The sequence below is a fragment of the Alteromonas naphthalenivorans genome, from assembly GCF_000213655.1.
Lineage (GTDB): Bacteria > Pseudomonadota > Gammaproteobacteria > Enterobacterales > Alteromonadaceae > Alteromonas > Alteromonas naphthalenivorans.
Genome location: NC_015554.1, coordinates 3,216,987 through 3,239,738, shown reverse-complemented (window position 1 = coordinate 3,239,738; position 22,752 = coordinate 3,216,987). Strand labels below are relative to the sequence as shown.

Annotated in this window: 19 protein-coding genes and 2 pseudogenes; 10 read left to right on the top strand and 11 right to left on the bottom strand. The window is 43.7% G+C overall.

Annotation, left to right across the window (positions count from 1 at the left end; translation table 11 throughout):
* Positions 1–15: 15 nt before the first annotated feature.
* A complete protein-coding gene (locus AMBT_RS14120) occupies positions 16–1,014 on the bottom strand; it encodes a universal stress protein (protein WP_013785309.1) in 999 nt (332 codons plus the stop codon).
* A 200-nt stretch (positions 1,015–1,214) separates the two neighbouring features.
* Between AMBT_RS14120 and AMBT_RS14115 the strand changes: the two genes are divergently transcribed.
* The 4 genes from AMBT_RS14115 to AMBT_RS14100 all read left to right on the top strand — a co-directional run bounded on the left by AMBT_RS14115 (position 1,215) and on the right by AMBT_RS14100 (position 4,385).
* Entirely contained in the window at positions 1,215–2,123 is a 909-nt protein-coding gene (locus AMBT_RS14115; protein WP_013785308.1) for a hydrogen peroxide-inducible genes activator, read from the top strand.
* 92 nt (positions 2,124–2,215) lie between these two features.
* Positions 2,216–2,746, top strand: a complete 531-nt coding sequence (locus tag AMBT_RS14110) for an RNA polymerase sigma factor (protein WP_013785307.1) — start codon at positions 2,216–2,218, stop codon at positions 2,744–2,746.
* On the top strand, positions 2,747–3,457 hold the full coding sequence (locus AMBT_RS14105) for a hypothetical protein (protein WP_013785306.1): 711 nt from the start codon (positions 2,747–2,749) through the stop codon (positions 3,455–3,457). It abuts the gene before it with no gap.
* 16 nt (positions 3,458–3,473) lie between these two features.
* Positions 3,474–4,385, top strand: coding sequence for a hypothetical protein (locus AMBT_RS14100; protein ID WP_013785305.1), 912 nt, complete (start codon positions 3,474–3,476; stop codon positions 4,383–4,385).
* A gap of 24 nt (positions 4,386–4,409) precedes the next feature.
* Here AMBT_RS14100 and AMBT_RS14095 read toward each other — a convergent pair whose 3' ends face one another.
* The 7 genes from AMBT_RS14095 to AMBT_RS14070 all read right to left on the bottom strand — a co-directional run bounded on the left by AMBT_RS14095 (position 4,410) and on the right by AMBT_RS14070 (position 10,080).
* Positions 4,410–4,925 carry a protein-tyrosine phosphatase family protein gene (locus AMBT_RS14095; protein WP_013785304.1) on the bottom strand — a complete coding sequence of 172 codons (516 nt, stop codon included), beginning with the start codon at positions 4,923–4,925 and terminating at the stop codon, positions 4,410–4,412.
* A complete protein-coding gene (gene trhA / locus AMBT_RS14090; protein ID WP_013785303.1) occupies positions 4,922–5,557 on the bottom strand; it encodes a PAQR family membrane homeostasis protein TrhA in 636 nt (211 codons plus the stop codon). The genes AMBT_RS14095 and trhA overlap by 4 nt, the downstream gene beginning before the upstream one ends.
* 374 nt (positions 5,558–5,931) lie before the next feature.
* Positions 5,932–7,536 (bottom strand): sensor domain-containing diguanylate cyclase, encoded by a 1,605-nt coding sequence (locus AMBT_RS14085; RefSeq protein WP_013785302.1) that lies wholly within the window; start codon positions 7,534–7,536, stop codon positions 5,932–5,934.
* Positions 7,529–7,972: a hypothetical protein gene (locus AMBT_RS14080; RefSeq protein ID WP_041452582.1), complete on the bottom strand. Its 444-nt coding sequence runs from the start codon at positions 7,970–7,972 to the stop codon at positions 7,529–7,531. The genes AMBT_RS14085 and AMBT_RS14080 overlap by 8 nt, the downstream gene beginning before the upstream one ends.
* A gap of 8 nt (positions 7,973–7,980) precedes the next feature.
* Positions 7,981–9,012, bottom strand: a complete 1,032-nt coding sequence (locus AMBT_RS14075) for a hypothetical protein (protein WP_013785300.1) — start codon at positions 9,010–9,012, stop codon at positions 7,981–7,983.
* A gap of 11 nt (positions 9,013–9,023) precedes the next feature.
* Positions 9,024–9,227 carry a hypothetical protein gene (locus tag AMBT_RS22975; RefSeq protein WP_013785299.1) on the bottom strand — a complete coding sequence of 68 codons (204 nt, stop codon included), beginning with the start codon at positions 9,225–9,227 and terminating at the stop codon, positions 9,024–9,026.
* 328 nt (positions 9,228–9,555) lie between these two features.
* Positions 9,556–10,080 carry a MarR family winged helix-turn-helix transcriptional regulator gene (locus tag AMBT_RS14070; RefSeq protein ID WP_013785298.1) on the bottom strand — a complete coding sequence of 175 codons (525 nt, stop codon included), beginning with the start codon at positions 10,078–10,080 and terminating at the stop codon, positions 9,556–9,558.
* 183 nt (positions 10,081–10,263) lie between these two features.
* On the opposite strand from AMBT_RS14070, the gene AMBT_RS14065 reads away from it, so the two are divergent.
* From AMBT_RS14065 to AMBT_RS14055, 3 genes are all read left to right on the top strand, one after another.
* Positions 10,264–10,692 (top strand): organic hydroperoxide resistance protein, encoded by a 429-nt coding sequence (locus tag AMBT_RS14065; RefSeq protein ID WP_013785297.1) that lies wholly within the window; start codon positions 10,264–10,266, stop codon positions 10,690–10,692.
* Positions 10,693–10,875: 183 nt separating this feature from the next.
* Complete coding sequence (locus AMBT_RS14060; RefSeq protein WP_013785296.1) at positions 10,876–12,807, top strand: M1 family metallopeptidase; 1,932 nt, start codon at positions 10,876–10,878, stop codon at positions 12,805–12,807.
* 137 nt (positions 12,808–12,944) lie between these two features.
* Positions 12,945–13,481, top strand: a complete 537-nt coding sequence (locus AMBT_RS14055; RefSeq protein ID WP_013785295.1) for a peroxiredoxin-like family protein — start codon at positions 12,945–12,947, stop codon at positions 13,479–13,481.
* Between the two features lie 156 nt (positions 13,482–13,637).
* Here AMBT_RS14055 and AMBT_RS14050 read toward each other — a convergent pair whose 3' ends face one another.
* From AMBT_RS14050 to AMBT_RS23190, 3 genes and pseudogenes are all read right to left on the bottom strand, one after another.
* Positions 13,638–14,243: a YigZ family protein gene (locus tag AMBT_RS14050; RefSeq protein WP_013785294.1), complete on the bottom strand. Its 606-nt coding sequence runs from the start codon at positions 14,241–14,243 to the stop codon at positions 13,638–13,640.
* An 88-nt stretch (positions 14,244–14,331) separates the two neighbouring features.
* A pseudogene (locus tag AMBT_RS23195) lies at positions 14,332–14,688 on the bottom strand (methyl-accepting chemotaxis protein); the annotation flags it as partial.
* Between the two features lie 222 nt (positions 14,689–14,910).
* Positions 14,911–15,174: pseudogene (locus tag AMBT_RS23190) on the bottom strand (PAS domain-containing protein); the annotation flags it as partial.
* A gap of 646 nt (positions 15,175–15,820) precedes the next feature.
* Here AMBT_RS23190 and sbcD point away from each other — a divergent pair.
* From sbcD to AMBT_RS14030, 3 genes are all read left to right on the top strand, one after another.
* Positions 15,821–17,197: an exonuclease subunit SbcD gene (gene sbcD / locus AMBT_RS14040; protein WP_013785292.1), complete on the top strand. Its 1,377-nt coding sequence runs from the start codon at positions 15,821–15,823 to the stop codon at positions 17,195–17,197.
* Positions 17,194–20,865, top strand: a complete 3,672-nt coding sequence (locus AMBT_RS14035; RefSeq protein ID WP_013785291.1) for an AAA family ATPase — start codon at positions 17,194–17,196, stop codon at positions 20,863–20,865. The genes sbcD and AMBT_RS14035 overlap by 4 nt, the downstream gene beginning before the upstream one ends.
* 213 nt (positions 20,866–21,078) lie before the next feature.
* Positions 21,079–22,677, top strand: coding sequence for a sensor domain-containing diguanylate cyclase (locus tag AMBT_RS14030; RefSeq protein WP_013785290.1), 1,599 nt, complete (start codon positions 21,079–21,081; stop codon positions 22,675–22,677).
* The last annotated feature ends 75 nt before the right edge of the window (positions 22,678–22,752 follow it).

Genomic DNA, 22,752 nt, shown 5'->3' with positions numbered 1-22,752 from the left:
CTCTTTTTGTATTCGCTACTCTTCAACCTGTTCAGATTTATCAAGTTTGATGGGGGAGTCAAATCCCTCGGGTTTAATGCCTACCACCGCACAGTTAAGTTGTTGAATAGTCTCCTCTGCCGTACCGCCCATAATAAAGCCTGGAACGCCAATACGGGCCACGGTACCCATCACAATAACATCAGTATTGAGTGATTTTGTGGTAGCCGCTATCTCTCTACGAGGATAACCATGCACAATATGCTTTTCAGGTTGCAAGAAGTCGATAATATCAGGGGCTAGTTCACTTTCTAATTCGCTTAATAGCGACTCGAGGGCTTGCTCTCTTTCGTCATGAATTTTTGCAAGATCGGTTTCCATTTGGTCGTTATCTACGCTAATAAAACCATCCCGAACGATGTTCTCCGGGACTGCATCAAAAACATGCACAATATGAAGCTGTGCAAACTCCAACATGGCGATGCGGGCAGCATGGCGTAATATATCTAAATTTAGCTTTTTGCGAACTGAGATTTCGTGTTTAGGGTAGTGATAATTTAAATCGAGTGCCGCCACCACGTTTTTATATTGGCTACGGTTTTTCTTACTTAATACCCAAACCGGGCAGGGGCATTTACGAAATAGGCGAATATCTAACCCGCCAAATAGACGGTCTAAAAAACCTTCTTCGCTTCGTTTAATAACCAAGTCGTAATGGTGTCTTAGCACGCCGGTTACAATATCAATCAGCGGGTGTCCAATTTTAACCACGGTTTGCAGGGGGTACTCTTTCGACCAGGTTTCTTCCTGCTCGGTAAGCCAATTTCTTGCCTGAGACTCCATAGATTGGTGTGAGTCGATATAAGCAAATGACTCCATTACCATATTTGCATTAGGGGGCAGGGCTTCTAAGGTAAGCATAATGGTTAGTGATGCTTGATTGCTTTTTGCAATATGAATGGCCTGAGCCACCACATCGTCTTGGCGATGTGAGTCACTGAGTACACATAAAATATTAGTAAAATGACTGTCCATAGAAATCCTTAGCTATTGAGGCGCTATACGTTCTTATACCTCATCCTAACGCTTGATTTGCGCGCTTGCTACCTTGAAAGCATGATTTACATCATAACCAAGAGCGATTTCATAAAAGGGTCATAACCGTATTCTTATTGGGTATTTTGTAATCTTTGTGCTAGATTAAAACCTAATTTTCTAATCAGTAAAGAGTCGTTATGAAGTGGCCTAATCTCAAACACTTACATTACCTAGTTACCCTATATCAAGAGCAGCATTTTCACCGCGCTGCCCAGCGCTGTAATGTAAGCCAATCTACATTGAGCACGGCAATTCAAAACCTAGAAGAACATTTTGGTAGCCAGTTGCTGGAGCGGGAACACAAGACCTTTGTGTTTACTTCATTGGGGTTAGATATTGTTGAACGAAGCAAGTTGCTGCTGCAAGAAGCCGGTGAGCTGGTGGAATACGCACAAAATGCAGGAAATTGGCAACGGGGTACACTGAAGCTAGGTGTCATTCCCACCATCGCGCCATTTTTGTTTGAAGGCATGCTGGGCGCATTTAACGCCTTCTTGCCTGACATCAACGTAGAGATGCAAGAAGACACTACGGAAAAGCTACTTCAGCAATTAATAGATGGGCGTTTAGACTTACTTATTTTAGCGTTACCGATGGAAACGCCAGGGTGTAAGCAAATGGTACTGGGGCACGACCCTTTCCATCTTGTGGCCCATGAAGAAATGGCTGACAAATTGCCCGATCCTGTCGATATTTCTTCTTTACCCAAGAAGAGTATTTTCTTACTGCAACAAGAGCATTGTATGACTGGCCACGCGGTTAGTGCATGTAACCTTCAGCACAGCGACCAAATAAGCTCTGTAGCCGCCAGCAGCTTGTACACTTTGGTTCAGTTAGCAAACAGTAAAATGGGTTATACCTTCTTACCCGAACTTGCCATTAACCAATCTATTTTGTCACATACCAACTTAAAAAGTTTTGCTGCCGAAGAGCAAGGCTTTAGAGAAATAGGTTTAGTGTGGCGTTCAGGCACCACGCGTATGCAATTGTTTCGTCGTATTGGCGAAATCATCTCTCCTCTTCTCCCTGTTCCCACCCTTAAATAACGTTTTTGGCGAAAAAGTTTCAAACTTTTTCGCCCACTGCCTCGACTCTATGAGTAGGAAATATAAAAAACACCTATATCGCGGGGAACGCAGTGTTCACAAAACGGGATGAAAAGCTCGTACACCAAGCATTAAAGGGCAACAGAAAAGCCTGGTTCACGCTTATTTCGCGCTATGAAACGGCCATGTACCAATACGGTATCCGCATGACCGGAAATAGCCATGACGCCTCAGATTTGATGCAGGATATTTTTGTCTCGGTTTATCGAAGCCTAGCGAACTATCGCGGCGACGGCACATTTAAAAGCTGGCTGTATCGAATAGCCCATTGTCGATGTATGGAGCTGTACCGAAAACGAAAAGCGTTTACCGATATTGATGATATTCCAGCGCCTTTATGTGAAACATCATGTCCTGAAATGCAGCTTACTAGCGACCGTCAGAGTCGGGCGGTAACGCAAGCTATGCAAGCTTTGCCCTTGGCGCAAAAAGCTGTGGTGGAGCTGAAATTTTTTGGACAGTTCACTTTTGAAGAAATTGCTGAGCAAATGGATATTTCGGTTAATACCGCCAAGTCGCGTTTGTATAGCGCACTAACCAAATTAAAGTTGGAGTTGGAATAAATGAATCAACCTGACCATACCAATGAAGCATTGATTATCGCGTGGGTAAATAACAGCCTTACCCAAGAACAGAAAGCTATATTTTCTAAAAAATACGCACAAGATAGCGTATTTGCCGCGGCGGCTGATAATGCCAGTGTCCTGGCAGGCAGTGCCAGTGATTTTGTTGCACCCCCAGTACCTGATTGGAATAAAACACAGCTATTTTCAGCAAAAAATAAATCGAGTTGGTTTCAGTGGCAAGGCTTCCCCGCACTGGCTTGTGCACTATCTGCGGTTGCCATTGTATTGGTATTTACGGGTCTGCCCAATAAAGATAATGGGAAGTTATTAACAGCCCAAACACCAAGCAATGTAGATGCCGAGCAGCTATCGAGCTTGGTTGAAGAACAAGTACGTGTGCAAGTAAAACAGCAGCGGGAAATGTACCAAGAAGCGAATCAAGTGTTGTTTAAAGAATATGCACAATCACTTGCAGCACAGCAACAACAAACGAGTGCCGAACTCACTCAGTATTTATTGACCTCTAGTCGAGAGGCTCGTAAGCAAGACTTTGCTGAGTTACTTCAATTTATTAACGATCAGCGCATTGATGATCAGCGATTTTACGCCCGTCAGTTCAGTAAATTACAAGATGAAATTGATGGCATAGGTATGGGGTATAGCGCTGTGCTTCCCAACTCGAACTCAGTGTCTTTGAAAGACGAATAACCAATAGGTAGCCCTTATGAAAAGACTATTATCTCTTTGCTTACTAACCAGTATTAGTACGTTAACCTTTGCCCAAAGTAATGCCACTTCTTATGCGTCTTTGTCAGATGAATTGGAAATTATGTCGGGCGTTATGAATACCGCTTTTCGCCAAAACGCCAACCCAAAAGGGTGGCGAGTATCGCGACTAGAAAGCAGCTATCTAGCGGGGCAGGGGGCAGTGTTCACTGTGTCTGTACGCGGTAAAAGTGCTGATTGGATCCACGATATAGAAACTATGGTGGAAGGAATGCCAACCCCTCCAGCAGCGCCGGTTGCTCCAGAAGGTGGTGGTATTGTTTTTGAGCTAAGCCGTGAATGGGAAGATTTCGCAGGCGAAGCAAGCCGTCGAATTGCCGAGGTTTTTGAAGATAACAATGATCAAATTCGTGATATCCGCTCTCGCTCTAGAGAATTAGCGTGGGAAACTCGCGAGCTAGAACGCCGCAAGCGCGATATGTCTTTTGAGTTAAGACAAGCTGATGACGATAGAAAAGAAGCGCTTGAAAAAGAAATGCAGGAACTTGAATCGTCTTTAGCGTCTATAAGTGCACAGTCAGCAGAGCTCGAAGAAGAGGTGCGTCAATTAGAAGGTGAGCGGCAAGCGAAACTAGCTAAGCAAAAAGAAAGTCGTCAGCAAGCCTATCGTTCATTTTTGGCTAATTTTGAAGCCAGCATTGGTAGCACATTTTGCCGATTTGGCGCAGGACTTCGGGGGTTACCTGAAGGAGAGCACGTCAGCATGATATTAAAAGACTTTGAATACGGCGATGATAACAACAAACACGACCGAATTTATGTGTTTAGCAAAGCGAATATAAAAGCGTGCGTGCAAGAGCGGATTGACGCCGAAGCGCTATTAACCAGCGCTACTATTTATACATTCTAGCTGTACTTTCACAACCAGCGCTAACTAAGGGGCGGTATGACCGAGTTCTGCTGCCCATTGTAGTTCGCCCCGCGACAACCCATTCGCCGAACTTGCCCCAAAGCTATGTAATGCACTGTATGCACTGTTTGAAGGCACGCGGCAATAATGACATAAGGCATAAAACAGTAAGCTACAGCGATGCTGTGAACCATAACAGTGTAAGTACACACTGGCGCCTTCAGTTAGCATCTGCGACAGTTCGTGCAGATATTGATGCAAGTGAACATCATCGGTAGGTGAATCTGCTGAAGGGTGTAAAAAAGGCAGCCATATCCATTCTAACCCGGCTGCTTTAGCACCATCGCGAATAATAGGGGCGTCTTCCTCTCCAGTTTGTACCGTAGCAAGGTGAGTCACACCCAACCCTTTTAATCTTGCATAGGTGTCTGATGTCGGTTTTTGCCCCAGACAGATTTTGCCAGCGATAAGTGAAAACCACGCAAGAGAGATTTGGCTATTTGTACCTTGAGATACAGATGGTGATTCGTTTTTATTCATACCACATAATAATATATTGAGAAATAATGGCAGCTGCACCCGCCTAATACGAACACATGCCAAATAGCATGAGTGTATTTTACCTTTTTCGCCACATAAAAACATACCCCAAGGCTAAAGCACAAACCACCCGCGACCAGTAACCACAAACCCGCCCCTGGTAGCGCAACATACAACGGGTAAATAAGCCCAATGGCAATCCATCCCATCAATAGGTAAGTCATTACGGATACTTTGGGAAAGCGGTGCTTAGCAACAAGTTTAAAGGCAACGCCACCTATTGCTAAACACCAAATTACCGCCGTCATGGTAATACCAAGCACGCCGCCAATAGACACTAATAATAAAGGTGTGTAAGTACCTGCTATCAGTAAATATATTGCGCTGTGGTCGAATAGCTTTAACCAGCCCTTTGCCCTATGGTGTGATGTTGCATGATAAAGGGTAGAGCTCAAAAACATAAGAATGAGCGTAGCACCGTATATTGCACCGGCAGTAATGGTTAGTGTGTTATCTGCACGGTAGAGCAGAAATACCATGCCTACAATGGCAGCAATAAAACCAACACCGTGACTGATACTATTAAGCCATTCTTCAAGTACAGAATAGGCTTTTGCCGTAATGCTTGTCATGATTTCCTCCAACTCTGCTTTCATCTAGCGGCCGAACTAATACTTTTTGCATCTAAGCGTTTTATCATTTTCATAGCACATGCGCTTTTCAGCGTACACTTGTTCGCTCAAGTATAACAGATGCGTAATCGGCGAGTATTACAATTTTAAATTGCACGTTAATGAAAACGTGATCTTAAGTATCTTTGATACTAAAAAATATTCGCCACTTATTTCATTGCGTTTGTGCGTTTGAATGACAATCGGTAAATGTGTTTAATGTAGCGTCTCGGTTAAGTTTTGAGGCTAGGTATTTGAAGTGAACATTTGAGCCAGATATTTGGTGGGCTGGAGTATCAATGAGGGTAAGGTAAGAAACTTAAGTCGGTATATTATTACTGATTGTCGCTGCTATCTAACCCTTCAGGTTCGGCAAACATCAGATAATCATCTGGTGCCGCGACCTTATTCTGCTTAGCTTTATACATGGCGATATCTGCTAACTTTATTAAGGTATTCATGTTGCGACTCATGCGAGGGTAAAAAGCAACGCCCACACTCATAGAGACAACAGTGGGGGTGGTATCATCATTAAAATAAAACGGCTGCTTAATTCCTTTATTCACCTTTGATATGACTGTTTCAACCGCCTTTTCGTCTTCGGCCTGTAAAAGCAGTACAAATTCATCGCCTCCCCAGCGCACTGCCACATCAACTTTACGAATTTTGTCTCTTAATTGTTCAGATACGAAGATAAGTACTTCATCGCCCGCATCGTGACCGAAAATATCATTTACGGCTTTAAAGCCGTTCAGGTCGATTAGCGCGAGTGCAAAGTGATGGCCTTTATTCATCAACTTAGCAATGAGTTTTTCACCACCATTTCGATTGTATATGCCGGTTAGTGAGTCGAAGTCCGCTTGCAGTGCCAGATTTTGCAGTTCACGTTTTCGAGTTGAAATATCATTGAAGGTTATTTGATAAAAACGCTCGCCCTCTTCAGTCATCAACGGGCTGGCAATCAATTGAACCCAAATGGCGGCTTTATTAACCCCTGACTTCAGTTTAAATTCGCCCGTGGCAAACTCGTTACGGGAAAAAGCTTCTAGCAGTGAGACTTTTATTGAAGCAGGGTTTTCAAATAACTCTTCTAATAGTTCCCCATAGTCCTGTTTCTCTTCAAGGCCAATTTTTACAACAAGATCTATAAAAGCTTTATTTCTAAGTTCAATTATTCCACTTTCAGTCATTAACACCGTGGCTGACTTCGCATTTTCAAAAAGCATCCTAAAGCGCTTTTCCAAAAACTCAATTTCTTCTCTTAATTGCCTTTCTTGGGAGAACTGCTCTTCGACTTTGCTTAACAGCTGATTGGTATCATGTACAAAAGCACCAATTTCACTGTCAGTGTGGTATTCAGGCACAGCAATACGCTGCGTTGTGCCTGGGGTAATTTCATGTAGTGAACGTCCCACACGAAGCATGGGGGAAATAATGATGTAGTAAGTAATGACTAAGGCAACAATACCCACAACAAGCGCTTCTACGTACAGTGAATAACTATTGTCGTTACTTATTTTCTCGGCTTGATGAATGATATGGTCAAAGTTTGGGTATATATTGACCTCAGCTAATGTTTCTTCTGGTATGAAAGGGTGCCGGACTAGAAATACCCGAGGTTCTATGTTTTTGTTAATCGCATCGGTAACGTTGAGCTGATAATACAAAGCGTCACTTTTGATAGACGCCGCGAGAATTTTGTCACTTTTAACCAATCCATTTATCGCTTCTTTGGCTAAATCTTCTTCTTCTAAAAATGCCGCTATGGACGCGGTTGGACCAACTGTTCGATAAAGTTCTTCGATATCGTGGTTTGCTTCATCAAGCTCGTTCTCGTATGTGGCGCGGTAAAAAAACTCTGCGGTAGTTATCACTACCAACATGGCGGCAGCCACCAAGAAAAGTGCAAAACGAAAACCTAGACCACGAATATTAATCAAAACGATACACTACCTTCATCTTGTCGGTAACATAAGACTCGTAAACATAAGCTAAGGCGGACTCATCCTCTTCTAGTCGCTGCTTAACATCATCTATTGTCAGTTCGATTTCAGGCGGTTTAACGCGGCCTGAAAATTTTAACCTAGACCAATAGGCATTCACGCGAGCAGGGGGTAAACCGACTAATGCCTGGTAAAATTCTGCTTTAAGTTTAGCCTCAACTTCTATATCGATGGGCGTCGCTTGTTTACCATTAGGAAACGCAGAGTACTTGCCCATAAATAGATTAATTAAGCCTTTTTTATCCAGTACTTCCATCTCATTTTTCTGATTTGTAACCACAACAATCTTCTCTGACGTGTATGCAAAGCAAGAGACGCTGTGTAATGCTATCAGCGCAGTTAGGATGAGGGGGACGGGGCTATAAAATTTCATATCAGCCCCTAAAAACTATAACTTAGAGCAAGAAACAAGGTATGCGCCACGTTATCATCTTCATCATCAACAACTAGCCCCTCACGGGCTCTCAGGCCGCTACCTCTTGATTCTATATCGGTTCGCTCAAGTTGTACTTTAAACGCGAGGTTTTCTTTTAAGTCCCACCGCCAGCCTAAGGAGAATGAATGCTGATGATGTGCCAACGTACTGGCGACTTCCTCCACGTAGGTGGCTAATTCGGATGTACCTGCATTAATCGGAAAGCCTGGCTGTTCTTGGCTAAGGTAATAAGCGTCTGCTGTTGCAAATGAATATAAAGCGTAGAAGGTATGCGCACCATAGAGGTAACTTAGATTCACAAATCCATTTAAAGAGTGCCTTAATGCAATTGAGTCAGAATCAATATGTGATAGCTCGCCAGATATTTCCCAGTCGCCAAGATAGCGATTTAGATAAACAGAGGTGTATTGGATAGTTGCACCGCGTAAACTCAATGAGTCTGCAAAAGTGGTGGCACCATTCCAAAACGGTTGCAGTTGCGCAACCGACGTCGCCACGAGCGCGGTGTCTTCATTATCATTTTTTGCTTCGGTTTGAGTGTGTTTGAATGCAATGCTCCAATCAAATGCTACAAACTCAATGCCTACTGAGCGCAAATCATTAAAGGTTATCGGGCTATAATCATTTCTAGTAAAGTCACTTTCTCCTTGGCCCCAGAAGGCTTTAATTAGTAGGTTAAAATCGCGGTAGGGTTTAAGGTAGCTGATATCCGCCCCATCAAAACTTCTGGCTGGGACAATACCATAAACCTCTGTAGGCACTTTCACCCAAGGGTAGGCGATTGATACGTCTCTGGTATCACTAAAGTGAAAGATATCGGCGGCGAGTCTCCCGGCTCTGACTTGCCACGAAGGAGTGATGTCATATCTTAAAAAGGCCATCTGCGTGATTGAGCCTAGGTTTTGTTCATCTTGCTCTCGATAAACAAATTGCCCAACAAAATCGAGGTTCCGTGAAAAACTGTAGTCGAACTGCACGCCGATTAAACTCAGAGGTTTAAAGGCAAAACCGTCTTTTTAGCTATCTCCGCTTGTGAACGATCGGTACGAAACTGATGATTACGAGTGTCAGCGGTTGCCGAAGCTAGCGTGGCAAACCCACTTACTTTTAGCTTGTCTTGTTCAGCTAAAACGCTAAAAGTTGTCAGCAAGCTCATCATTACCACAATGAGAGAAAACTGCTTTTTTATCATTTATGAGTACCTGCTTCGTAGTCTGGTCTTTATTACTGTGACAAACGTTTATATTTTTGGATTTTGACAACTATAAGCATAGTAAAGAAACAAAAAAAACGACTGATAAATCAGCCGTTTTTTTCAATATCATGAGTAGGTTAAAAAAGCAGTTGCAATGAGTTTTTAGTACCATACATCCACTGACTTTTGTAGCCTAGTAAGGCGTGCCAGCAAATGATCGGCATGGAAAATCTATAAATGCGAGCGTCATTGCTGCAAGTGCCCAGATTGAACCTGACTTTTTTTCGGTGACTGGTCCATTACGCCTTTCTTAGCCAGATACATTTCAATCAACGTTAAAGCACCCTTGTAGTTTGTCCATTAATACAACAAGTTGCTTCGCTTCAGTTTTCGACATGCCATCTAGTTTGCATAGCATTTGCGCAGGCACATCAAGCGCTTTCAGCTTGGCGTTTTCACCTGCTTTCGACAGCACTACGCGGCGTACACGCTTATCATGTTCATCTTTAACCACACTCAATAATTCTTTTTGTTCTAGCTTTTTAAGGATCAGTGTCATAGCGCCGCCGTCTATCACGGTTTTATCGAGTAGCTCGGCAATGGTCACATTAGACTGTTCCCACAAAGCCATCATCACAACGTACTGTGGATAGGTAATATCAAGGCTTTTCAGTAGGGGACGATAGGCGCGAGTAAATGCATTAGATAGCGTATAAAAACGATGGCACAACTGACTTTCTAACTTAAGTGTGTCGGGCCCAAGCGCTTCCGATGAAAGTGCTTCTGATGAAAGCGCTTCAGCGCCTGAATCGTTGGGCGTATATTCATCAAGCCTAGCTTTGTCAGACATGCGTGCTCCAGAAAGGATGTAGAGAGTAAAAAGATTATGATTAATATTTTGCATGCAAAAGACTTGATCTACAAGCCGCATTAGTGTTAATTTATTTTGCATGCAAAATAAATTGCATTTCTCATTCATCACTTATGTTCAATTGAATACTTAATTTGAGCAAGACCAAAGAGGATTTATACAATGCACACACTTCAACAGGTGGTTTATACCGGCACAGCAACGGCAACAGGCGGTCGTGAAGGTACAGCAAAATCAAGCGACGGAAGCTTAGACGTTACTCTTTCAACACCAAAAGCACTAGGTGGCGCGGGTGGCAGTGGCACTAACCCAGAGCAAATGTTTGCAGCTGGCTATTCAGCATGTTTCATTGGTGCGCTCAAGCATGTCGCTGCGGCTGAAAAAGTTAAACTGGGCAGCGATATTAGTGTAACTGGCGATGTATCAATTGGACCTATCGAAGTCGGTTTTGCTATTGCAGTAAAATTAAGTGTCGACTTGGGCGATATGGAGAAATCTGTAGCAGAGAGCCTAGTGGCAAAAGCGCACCAAGTATGCCCATACTCTAATGCCACTCGTGGCAATATTGATGTGCAAATTTCAGTAGCGTAAAACGCCTACTATTCGCTTTTTCCTGACCTCCTCCCTCACTAAATAATCACACTGCAATATACAGGTGGGGAAGGAGGTAAACGACAATTTAACTTTTGGTGTTGTAGCTTGTCGTTTTGGACTTAAGCATTAGGCTACTTCTTTGTTATTATGATTAAGACAGAAAAAATAACAGGAAGTATTATGAAGAATATAGGCTGGGTAGCCATTTGTGCGCCAATGTTGTTTGCGTGTAGCGAACAACCCTCACAAGAAATTACAACACCATCAACGGTTTCTGATAGCGCGGATAGCAAAATTGCTGCCGAGAGCGCAGTATCTAAAGTAGATGTGATCAGTGAAATAGAAGCGGGTAAAGATTACCACTCATTCGCCAACCCATCCGAAGTACGGGTAACCCACTTAGATTTAGACCTAACGGCAGATTTTGAAACGTCAAAATTATCCGGCAGTGCTACATTAACCGTTGAGCGCAGTGCGCCTAACTTCAATACGGTTGTTCTTGATACCCGTGCACTGGATATTACATCGGTAACCGTTAACGATGAAGCCGTGCCTTTTGATATGGGCGACGCCGATCCTGAACTTGGCACGCCACTTTCTGTTGAATTGCCTGAAGGTGCAGACAAGCTAACGATTGCTTATTCTACCTCGCCTGAAGCGTCGGGTGTACAGTGGTTAACCCCAGCGCAGACCGCTGGAAAGCAACATCCTTTCTTATTTACCCAAGCCCAAGCTATGCATGCGAGAAGCTTTATTCCACTGCAAGACTCTCCACAAGTTCGGGTAACCTACACGGCCACTATTCATACACCTGAAGCTTTATTGGCAGTGATGAGTGCTTCTAACGATCCTACTACGGCTCGTGATGGTGAGTACTCGTTTACTATGCCGCAGCCTGTACCGTCTTACTTAATTGCATTGGCAATTGGTGATTTGAAATTTAAGCCAATGGGCGAGCGCACGGGCGTTTATGCTGAACCTAGTGTGTTAGATGCCGCGGCGAAAGAGTTTGAAGATACCGAGGCCATGTTAGAAGTTACAGAAAAAACCTATGGTCCGTATCAATGGGATCGTTACGATTTACTGATTTTACCGCCTTCTTTCCCGTTTGGTGGTATGGAAAACCCACGCTTATCGTTTATTACGCCTACCGTTATCGCTGGCGATAAAAGCTTAGTGTCACTAATTGCGCATGAATTAGCGCACAGCTGGTCAGGTAATACGGTGACCAATGCCACGTGGCGTGACCTGTGGTTAAACGAAGGTTTCACCACCTATTTAACCTACCGTATTATGGAAATGATATACGGCCACGAGCGATTTAAAAAAGAAGCGGTGTTGGGGTACCAAGATTTACAAAACGACATACAAGCCCTAAACGAAGAAGATGAAATTTTAGCAATCGATCTTCGCGGAAGAAATCCAGACGATGTTTTCTCTAATATTCCTTACGAGAAAGGCGCGCTCTTTTTACGTGAAATTGAAAACAAAATTGGCCGTAAGAATTTCGATGCTTTTTTAATGCAGTACTTTGAAGATTTTGCGTTTAAGAGCATCACCACTGATACGTTTTTGGCCTATTTGGATGAAACCTTATTGGCACAATACCCAGATAAGTTGAGCAAAGCACGTATCGATACGTGGGTATTCGAGCCTGGAATTCCTGAAGGGGCACCTGTGCCAGTGTCTGATGCCTTCGATAAAATCGATACCACTCGCAGTGCCTGGTTAGCCGGTGAAGTCGAAGCGGTAAATATAGATACCGAGCTATGGACTGTGCACGAATGGTTATACTTCTTGAACAATATGCCAAATGAACTATCAGCGCAGCAATTAGCTGAATTAGATGCGGCGTTCTCGTTAACCACCACGCAAAATAACGAAATAGCCCATAGTTGGTTGATGATAGCGGTGGCAAATGAATACAAACCGGCCTACGACAGATTGTACGAGTACCTTGTTAAGATTGGTCGTAACAAGTTAGTTAAACCGCTGTATCGCGAGTTATCGAAAACCCCAGAAGGCAAAGCATTTGCTAAACGTGCGTTTGAAGAAGCAAAACCGGGTTATCATCCTTTAACCATAAGAGCCAATGAAGGCTTTGTGGAGTAAAAGCGATCTTTACAAGTCTTAAGGCGTAGAACTAATTAGGTAGCATCGGTAGCACTAGCGGGATTGTTAGCGCTACTGATGACTCATATTACCAATGTAATTGGTTCATGTAGCTAATACGCAATTAAGGAGACTGTATGTATACGCAAAAACTACAACCTGATTCTTCATTTCCCGATGTGCAAGTAACGCTGAGCACGGGTGAGGCTGTTTCATTAAGCAACAAACGTGAAGGCTGTGATTGGAAAATGGTGGTCGTTTATCGTGGCAAGCACTGTCCAATCTGCACCAAATACTTAAACGCGCTTGAAGACTACAAAGGGCGTTTGTTAGCGCTAGGCGTTGATCTAATCGCGGTATCTGCTGATAGTCAATCTCAGTTGAAAGAGCACCTTGAAGACCTATCAATTACGTTCCCTATTGCTTCGGGCTTAAGTGAAGAAGATATGAAGGGGCTAGGTTTATACATCTCGGTGCCTCGCAGCGAAAAGGAAACCGACCACAATTTCGCTGAACCTGCCTTGTTTATTTTAAATCAAGACAACACAATTCAAATCAGTGAGTTGGCGAATGCACCTTTTGTACGCCCTGATTTAGAACAGCTGGTTTCAGGTTTGGAATTTATTCGCGATCCAGAAAATGATTACCCCATTCGCGGCACCTTTAGCGGATAGCCTTGATGGATAGCGTTAATGAATAGCTTTGACGGCGACTAAAATTGCTGTTTGAGTAATTCTTTTAGAACCCAAAAGCCCGCTAAGCGGGCTTTTTTATGCTTATCACAACTACGTGTTATAAATGTAAGAAAAAGCTGGGAACACCCACACTCTTTAGGTGCTGTCAGGGCGTGTAAAATCAATTGCCATGGCGGCAGTTTTTTCTTGAAACTCGTCGATAGTGTGACTTGGTAATTGCACATCAACAGTTACGTGCTGTGCATAGCTACAATTCACTACCTTGCCCGAAAATTGTTCGCATAAATGGCGGATAAATTGCTCGTGCTTAAAGTCTATATCAATAGAGACATCATAAAGACGCACTTCTTCCCGCGTTGGCAATTGTTCCATCGCTTGCTGCGCCGAGGCTGAGTAAGCTCGCACTAAACCACCAGCGCCCAACTTAATACCACCAAAGTAGCGGGTAACAATCACCATGACATCGCCTACACCTTTGTGCTGGAGAACGTTCAGGATAGGTTTTCCGGCCGTGCCACTTGGTTCGCCATCGTCAGCCATTGCTGCGCTGGATGGGGAATGAGGATTGCCAAGTAAATACGCCCAGCAATGATGACGAGCATCTGGGTATTGTTGCTTTACATTTGCTAGATGTGCCATAGCGGCTTCGCGGCTATCGGCGAAAGCGGCGAAGGCAATAAACTTGCTTTTTTTAATCTCGTACAGAGTTTCAATCTGTTGAGCGGGGACGGGATACGACATCACGCCATTGTACCTGAGTTTCGCTTTAGGCTAAATACAGGGACAACAGCGTTTTGTGTTTTACTACTTTATTAGAAATGACTCTGTATTAACGAAGTATGCCTGAAACCGTTTCCGATACGTTTGTCGCACCTTTAAGGATTTCATCCATCACGCCTTGTACTTGGGTGATTTGCTGACTGTTTAGGTCAACATTGTCTTTCACAGTCGCCATCTTGCTTGTCGATTTATTCGCAAGCTTACGGTTTTCTGCTACAACTGATTCAATTTCTACTGTTGAATCACTAGTACGCTGTGCAAGTTGACGAACTTCATCCGCAACCACGGCGAAACCACGACCTTGTTCTCCAGCTCTGGCCGCTTCAATAGCAGCATTCAGTGCCAGTAGGTTGGTTTGATCGGCAATTCCGCTAATAGTGGTTACAATAGTTTCAATTTTAAGCGATTGCTCACTAAGTTCATGCATAAGTTTGTTGGTTTGGTCAACTTCATCAAGTGCCACTTGGAATACATCAATACTACGTTGTAGCGATGACGCACCGTCTGCGGCAATTTGTGATGTTTCTTCTGCAGTAGATACAGCAAGCTCGGCGGCTTGTGAAATAGCATGCTTTTCTTGAACTTGCGCTGTTACATCAGACGCAAACTTTATAACTTTAACCACTTTACCCGTACCGTCGAACACAGGGTTGTACGTAGCTTCAAGCCATAACGTTTCTCTATCAGCATTGATTCGTTCAAAGGTTCCCGAAGAAAATTGGCCGTTTGCTAAGGACTGCCAAAACTGAGGGTTATTCTGATAGAAATCGTCTTTACAGAACATGCGGTGGTGCTTGCCTTTAATTTCATCAAGGCTGTACTTAACGGTCGCAGTAAAGTTTTCGTTCGCAGTAACAATGGTGCCATCAGGTTCAAACTCGATAACCGCCATCGACTTATTCAGAGCGTCGGTAATTGCTTTACCAGAGAAAACAGCGTTTTCTTGTTCGGTAACATCATGATAAATAGCATGAATTTCAGAGTTGCTGCCGTTGAGTACATTAACGTAGTTCGCTTTTAGCCACTTTGTCTCGCCTGTCTCTGCTTTCATCGCAATGGTATTCGTGTAAGATCCACCGTTTGATAATGACTGCCAAAATAGACGGTAATCGTTGTCGTTTTGAACACCAGGGACACGAAGATCTTTGTGATTGAATGAATAATCACCTGACGATGGGCGCGCGAGTATTTGTAGGAACTGAGAAGATGCGTATAGACAATCTCCTCTATCCGAATACACTGCGTAAGCAAGGTTATCTTTCAATGCATTTAGCGTCGCCGCTAAGCTGTTATTCTCGTCCGTGAGTGAGGAAACTTCCTTATTATATCGTGAACTGGATACAAACAGGACGGCTCCGTTAACTTCTAATAAAGTAGAAGAAGTATAGAACGGTTAATTTTAAAGCGCGTTTAGACAATAGATGCAATTGGTGCATTTTTAGGTATGTCATTTCATAACTAAATGTTCACGATTACTATTTTTTCATACTTGAACGCTTTTTTACTCTATTTTTACTAGTATTTCAGAGTCAATTTACATGAAAGTTCTTCACACCTCAGATTGGCATTTAGGTCAAAGTTTCTTTACCAAAAGCCGTAAAAATGAACATGAGCAATTTTTTAAATGGCTGCTTGAGGTGGTTGAGCAAGAAAGTATAGATGCTGTTGTCGTGGCCGGTGATATTTTTGATACCGGCACTCCACCGAGTTACGCGCGGGAGCTTTATCATCAACTAGTGGGTAACTTTCAGGGAATGGGGTGCACCTTAGTAGTACTAGCCGGCAATCATGACTCGGTGTCGGTATTAAATGAAAGTAGGGAATTACTGTCTTATTTAAACTGTCACGTTATTGCTAGCACTTACGGCAATGCTGAATCGCAAGTCTTACCTTTGCGTACCCGAGATGGCGACATAGGCGCAATACTGTGCGCGGTACCTTTTATTCGTGCTCGGGACGTTTTAAAAAGCGAAGCTGGAAAATCGGCGATTGAAAAACGTCAGGCGCTGGGTGAAGCCATTAAGCAGCACTACGCCAACCTTTATCAGATTGCGCTAGATAAACGCAAGGAATTGCATGTAGAAGTGCCAATTATTGCCACCGGACACTTAACTGCGTTAGGGGTAAGCCAGAGTGAAAGTGTGCGCGACATTTATATAGGTACGCTAGAAGGCTTTTCAGCTGATGGGTTTCCTCCTGCGGATTATATTGCCCTTGGGCACATTCACCGACCGCAAAAAGTGGCAGGGTGCGATCATATTCGATATTCCGGCTCGCCTATTCCCTTAAGTTTCGATGAACTGAAATCACAAAAGCAGGTATTAATAGCCACGTTCGAAAACAAATCACTAGTGCAGGTAGAAAGTAAGCCTATTCCTCGTTTTCAACCGATGGCAGTTTTACGAGGCAACTTAGAAGACATTGAGCTTGCCTTACAGCAAAATGAGGCGGTGAAAAGCGCAAGCACAGAACACCCAGCGTGGCTGTGTATTGAAGTAGAAACTCAAGATTACTTAACCGACCTGCAACAGCGCATTCAAGCGCTAATCGACGATAAACCTGCCGAAATTTTGCAATTAAAACGAATGCGCAAACAAAGAGCCAGCGTCATTTCAGCAGAAGAAAACGTTAACTTAAGCGAGTTGTCTGTGCATGAGGTGTTTGATGCTAGATTGTCACTGGAAGCGTTTGAGTCGGACGAAGACCAACAACGCAAGCAGCGCGTTCAAACCTTATTCGAGCAGGTAGTAGACGATGTGCAATTGTCACATGAGGGCACCGAAGCGGCAGATGGTGCCAATGCTACCGATGTGAACAGCGCTATTGATGAAAAGCAAAATAACGCACCTGTTAATAACGCACCTGTTAATAAAGCACCTGTTAATACCTCACCCGCAAGTGAGGGTAACCTATGAAAATTCTTACCCTTAGGCTCAAAAATTTAAATGCATTAAAAGGGGAGTGGAAGATAGACTTCACCCAGTCTCCTTTCATCGACAACGGTTTGTTTGCCATTACCGGCCCAACAGGGGCAGGAAAAACTACATTGCTTGATGCTATTTGTTTAGCGCTTTATCACCAAACGCCGCGCTTGGGCACTATTTCGGCGACCTCAAACGATATTATGACGCGCGGTACGTCAGAGTGCTTGGCGGAAGTTGAATTCGATATAAAGGGTAAAGCGTATCGGGCATTTTGGAGTATGCGGCGCGCAAGAGGAAAAGCTGACGGCAATTTACAATCTGCTGATGTGGAATTAGCGGAAGTAGAATCTGGCAAAGTGTTAGCTACCCAAGTGAGGCCAAAGAGTGAAGAGATAGAGCGCCTGACTGGGCTTAACTTTGCGCGCTTTACAAAGTCGATGATGCTCTCCCAAGGCGACTTTGCTGCCTTTTTAAATGCCAACGAAGGTGACAGAGCTGAATTATTAGAAGAGCTTACTGGTACAGAAATTTATGGCCAGTTATCTCAAGCGATTCATGAAAAATACAAGGCAGCAGAAACCACAAAACGGGAATTCAAACTAAAACTGGAAGGCGTAGCATTACTCAGTGAAGCGCAGCATAGCGAACTTAGTACTCAGCTGAACCAATTTAAAACCCAGCTACTTACTGTAAATACCGAGATTGTTTCGCTACGAGAACAGTTGCAATGGCAACAGGCGTGTGAGCAAAATCAACAAGAGCTTACTAAGGCGAACGCGGCATTAGTTGAAGCAAATAACGTGTATGAACAGGCAAAGGGCGAACTAGCGCTATTAGTTGCTGGTGAGCCTGCGGAATTGCTTCGCTTGCCACATTCCGCGCTTAGTCAGCTATGTGAGGATGTGCAGCGCATTGCCAACAATCTCAGCCTGAAACAAGAGCAATTGCCAGATTTAGAAAGCCAGCAACAAAAGCGACAGGCGGAATGTGAAAGCAGTGAGACGGACTTTACCAACGCGAAAGCCCATCAACAGCGTTTTGAAACCCTGATTAACGAACAAATCATTCCACTTGATAGTGAAATCAATAAGCTTACCAACCGCATTGAGACAAACCAACAGACGTTAGCTGATGCGAAAATAAAGCAGGGCAAAGCGCAAGAAAACCATCAAACATACTCTGATGAACTTGAAGGTAAAAAGCGCACGCTGGATGAGTTAACCACCTACCTTAATGTTCATGCGGCAAATGGTAAGATGGCAGGCGAAATCAGTGGCTGGAAAGAAAAAGCGGCACGATTTAGCGATGACGAAAGTACTCTAGCGGAAATAACCAAGAAAATAACCGCAACGCAGCAGCTTAAAGACAGTGCCGTGGCCGATTTAGCTGAGAAACAACACGCCAAAACTAATGTGGTGGCGTTACATCAACAAAGCGCAGATAACGTTTCACTGTGTGAATCTAGCCTCAATCAACTCCTTAGTAATGGTGATACAGCCAGCGTGAATGCAGATATCACAGTACTTAATAATAACTGGCCAGTTCTTGCGTCGTGCGAACAATGGCAGCGGCTTTATATCAATCATAAAAATAGCCATGCTGAAAAGGCGCAAAGACTAACGTCATTGTTATCCAATATAGAAACCCTTAAACAAGAGCGGGCAGAGTTAGCGGCAAGTTACAAAGCCACGCAAAGCCATTTAAAAGACGTTGAGTCGTTAATTAAGTTAGATGCCGAGCTTGCGCATTTACGCCAAACGCTTTCACAAGGTGAGGCATGCCCTTTGTGCGGCGCCACTGAGCACGATGCTTCTTTGATGAATATTGATGTGCCTGAAACCATTGCCAAGCGCGACGAACTAACCCGCTCACTTGAAAATATAGAGAAACTAGGTACGCAAAAGCGAGAGCAAATCATTACCGCCGAGTTCGAAAAACAGCAGTGCGAGAAGGTGATCGCAGAAGCACTCGCAGCCTTTTCTCAACTTGAAGCCGACTGGCAAGGGGCTATGTCGTCTTTAAATGCTAGCGTTGTTATTTCAGATGTTGAGTCTTTTCACCAGCTTCAGCTGAACTGCAAAGCACGTCAATCTCGCTTAAACGCCCAGTTTAGCAATATACACGCTAGCGAGGAAAAATTAGCCGAAGCCAAAAATAAGACGCTTTTGCATCAACAGCAAATAGAATCAATAAACAGTGAGATGGCGCTTTTAACGGCAAAAGTCTCGCAACTAGAAGGGCAACTAAACGACTTCCACACCACTAAATCTAGTATTGAGAGCGCACTTGCCCATAATCGCCGCACGCTTATTGATGAGATTGAAAGCGTGGGTTTAACACCAGATGCCAATATCACTGAGTGGCTTGCTCAGAAACACAAGGATGTGGAAGTGTTTCAAGAGAAAACTCATCTGCACAGTACCTTGTCTCACGAGTTAACAGCCCTTAAAGATAAATTGGTAGAGCAAAGTGAAATTAAAGCGGCTGCAGATAAAGAAGCCCAATTATACACTACACGTATTCAAGAAATTGAAGCCCAGCGTGAAGCGCAACGTGCTAAACGTCATGATTTGTTCCCCCAAGGGGATATTGGCGCTGCTAGACGTGAAATTCAGCACACCCTATCGGTAAAAGAGCGGCGCTATAAAGAATGTGACACTGCTCTTCGTGAGGCGCAGCGAGCATTAGAAAATGCTAACGCCCAACTAAAAATACTCACTGCAGAGTTAGAAGAAAAACAACAAGCCAAAGAAGCAAAGCAAGTCGAATTCGATTCCGCATTAAGCCAAAGCCCGTTTGCTGATGAAGCCGAATTTTTAAGTGCATTATTGCCCTATGAGGAACGCCAGCGTTTACTTCAAAGGAAGCAATTAATTGAACGTGAGCAGCAGAATGCGCAGTTGTTATTAAATACCGCCACGCAAAAGCACAACACTTTATTAGCTCATGAGCACGCCACGAAATGGCAACAATCGACTGCAGAAGCGACACAGGCAAGTTTGAATGAGAAAGATGATGAAAAAGATCGGTTACTGGCACAACAAGGGCAACTATCTCAACAGTTAGAGAGTAATAGGCAGGCGATTGAAAAACAGCAAAGCTTAATCAATGAAATGCGTGAGTTGGAAACATCGTATGATGATATTGCTTATTTGCACTCTCTTATTGGCTCAGCCAGCGGCGATAAATTTAGACGATTTGCACAAGGCTTAACGCTAGATAATTTAGTTCGTTTAGCCAATCAACAACTCGATAGGTTGCACGGGCGTTACCAGCTTACCCGCAACACAAAAGACAGTTTAGGTTTGAGTGTATTAGACACGTGGCAGGGCGATGTGGTGCGCGATACTAAAACTCTATCGGGAGGCGAAAGCTTTCTGGTGAGTTTAGCGTTAGCGCTGGCCTTGTCTGATTTAGTGAGTTTTAAAACGAGTATAGATTCTCTTTTCCTCGATGAGGGTTTTGGTACGCTAGATGCCGAAACTTTAGATGTTGCTTTAGACGCATTAGATAACCTAAACGCTAGCGGTAAAATGATTGGTGTTATTAGCCACATAGAAGCGATGAAAGAACGTATTCCTACCCAGCTTAAAGTAATAAAACGAAATGGCGTTGGGTTAAGTGCGCTGGAAAAATGTTACTCAGCGACAGAAAATTGACGGATATTTGGCAGGTTTAGTTTTTTGAAGCTACACTAAAAATAGCCTTTAATGAACTATCGCATACAACACGGCGGTTTTAGGGGTGATGCCGACTAATCTGTGTTGTAATTTCAACGGCGCATATTGTTTAGTCAGGGTGAAGTTCATAAGGTAATTCCACGCAAATTGGATCTTGCATCAGTACAGATTGTTGGGGGCGAGTAACCTTCCATGTGCGACCTGAATGCAAGATGGTCAGTAAAATTACTGATTGCTGCTTTGTGTGTTTTAGTGTGTGAGTGTGTGTACGCCTCGTGTGTCATTACCTCACCATTAAACAGCAAAGTGGGTACACCTATTCCCATGGTGAAAGGCGAGCAGCGTTTAACGCTACATTGTGATTTAGCGCAACCGCATATTTTCCATTTTCCCCGCAACTTCGTAAATAAAGCCATGCTGTATCGGTTAGAGGCTGATGTTTCTATAACAGGCGCCTTCGAAACCCAGAGCTCAGCAGCACCTACTTTAACGCTACCAATCGAGCTACCTAGCGCGCGGCATGCCTATATGCTTCCCACTGGCGCAGCGTCTTACTACTTAGATATAGAAGCCCAGTACGGTAGGGCACTGTACCCGAGTCTATCCTCAGTACCTGAGTTCTACGCATTTAATACTATTCATACCTTAACACTGAGTGCATTTGCTGGCTTCTGCTTTGCGCTGGCTATTTATGTTGGGGTATTAGGCAATAGCATGCGAAGTTTTGGGTTCTATTCTTACAGTTTATACGTGGCAAGTGCAGCCACCTTTTTCTTGTTGCAGGAAGGGATATTTTACACATTATTGCCCAATGTGCCGTTTCTAAATAGCGTACAGTTAAGCGTGCTTTTTGCCGGGCTGACCATCTTTGCTTCTTTGCGATTTTTAGATCAATTGCTCGATTTTAAGGCGTTGCTAAAAAAGTGGCAAAGAAGCGCACTGCACTATTTATCGCTAATCATATTAGTTTTGGTGAGCGTTCAGTTAGTGTTAAGTAGTGATGTAAGCATGATGATAAACAAGGTCATGTCGAAACTAACCTTGGTTATCATGGTCGGTATTTTATTAGCAATACTTTATGCGGCGTATCATAAAGTACACTGCGCAAAATTAGTACTGCTGGGTGTCTCGACAATTATACTTGCCATGCTAGCCAGGTTCTATTTGAAAGACTTCAGCCCGTTCCTTCAGCGCTACGGGCTTATTATCGCGGTGACAATAGAGGCGTTAATTTTTGCGTTTGCTGCAGCGCAAAAAGTGAAGAAGCTTGATAATGACAGGATGGCAGCATTTAAGCGTGCCGCTACCGATCCGCTTTGTCATATTCTCAACCGTGACGGTTGGGAGGGGGCCGCAAAAGTACTCTTAGATGACTTCAATCGTCAAGGCGGTTACATCACTTTAATGTTTATCGATGTAGATAACTTCAAGCGAATTAATGACTCTTTTGGGCATCGTTCAGGCGATGATGTACTGCGTATCTTGGCGAAAATTCTTAAACGTCAATGTCGAGAACAAGATGTGGTAGGTAGGTTAGGCGGTGATGAGTTTGTGGTGCTAAGTTATTGCCACAGCCGTAGTCAATCTGAACGGTTGGTGGGGCGAATTAAAGCGCGCTTAAGCAACTTAACTATTCAAACGCCTAATGCTCAAATTCCCGTTACGGCGAGTGTAGGCGCAGTGGTAACTGATACGTCGTGCAAGAACTTAGATGCCTTGCTCCAAGAGGCGGACATCCTGATGTATGAACAAAAGAAAGCGCGCCACACTGAAGTATCACAACCCATCTAATACCATCCAATATAAATAGGGCGCTGACTCAATGATACTGGCTTAATGAGCTCTTGCTAATTGAACCGGCCTATT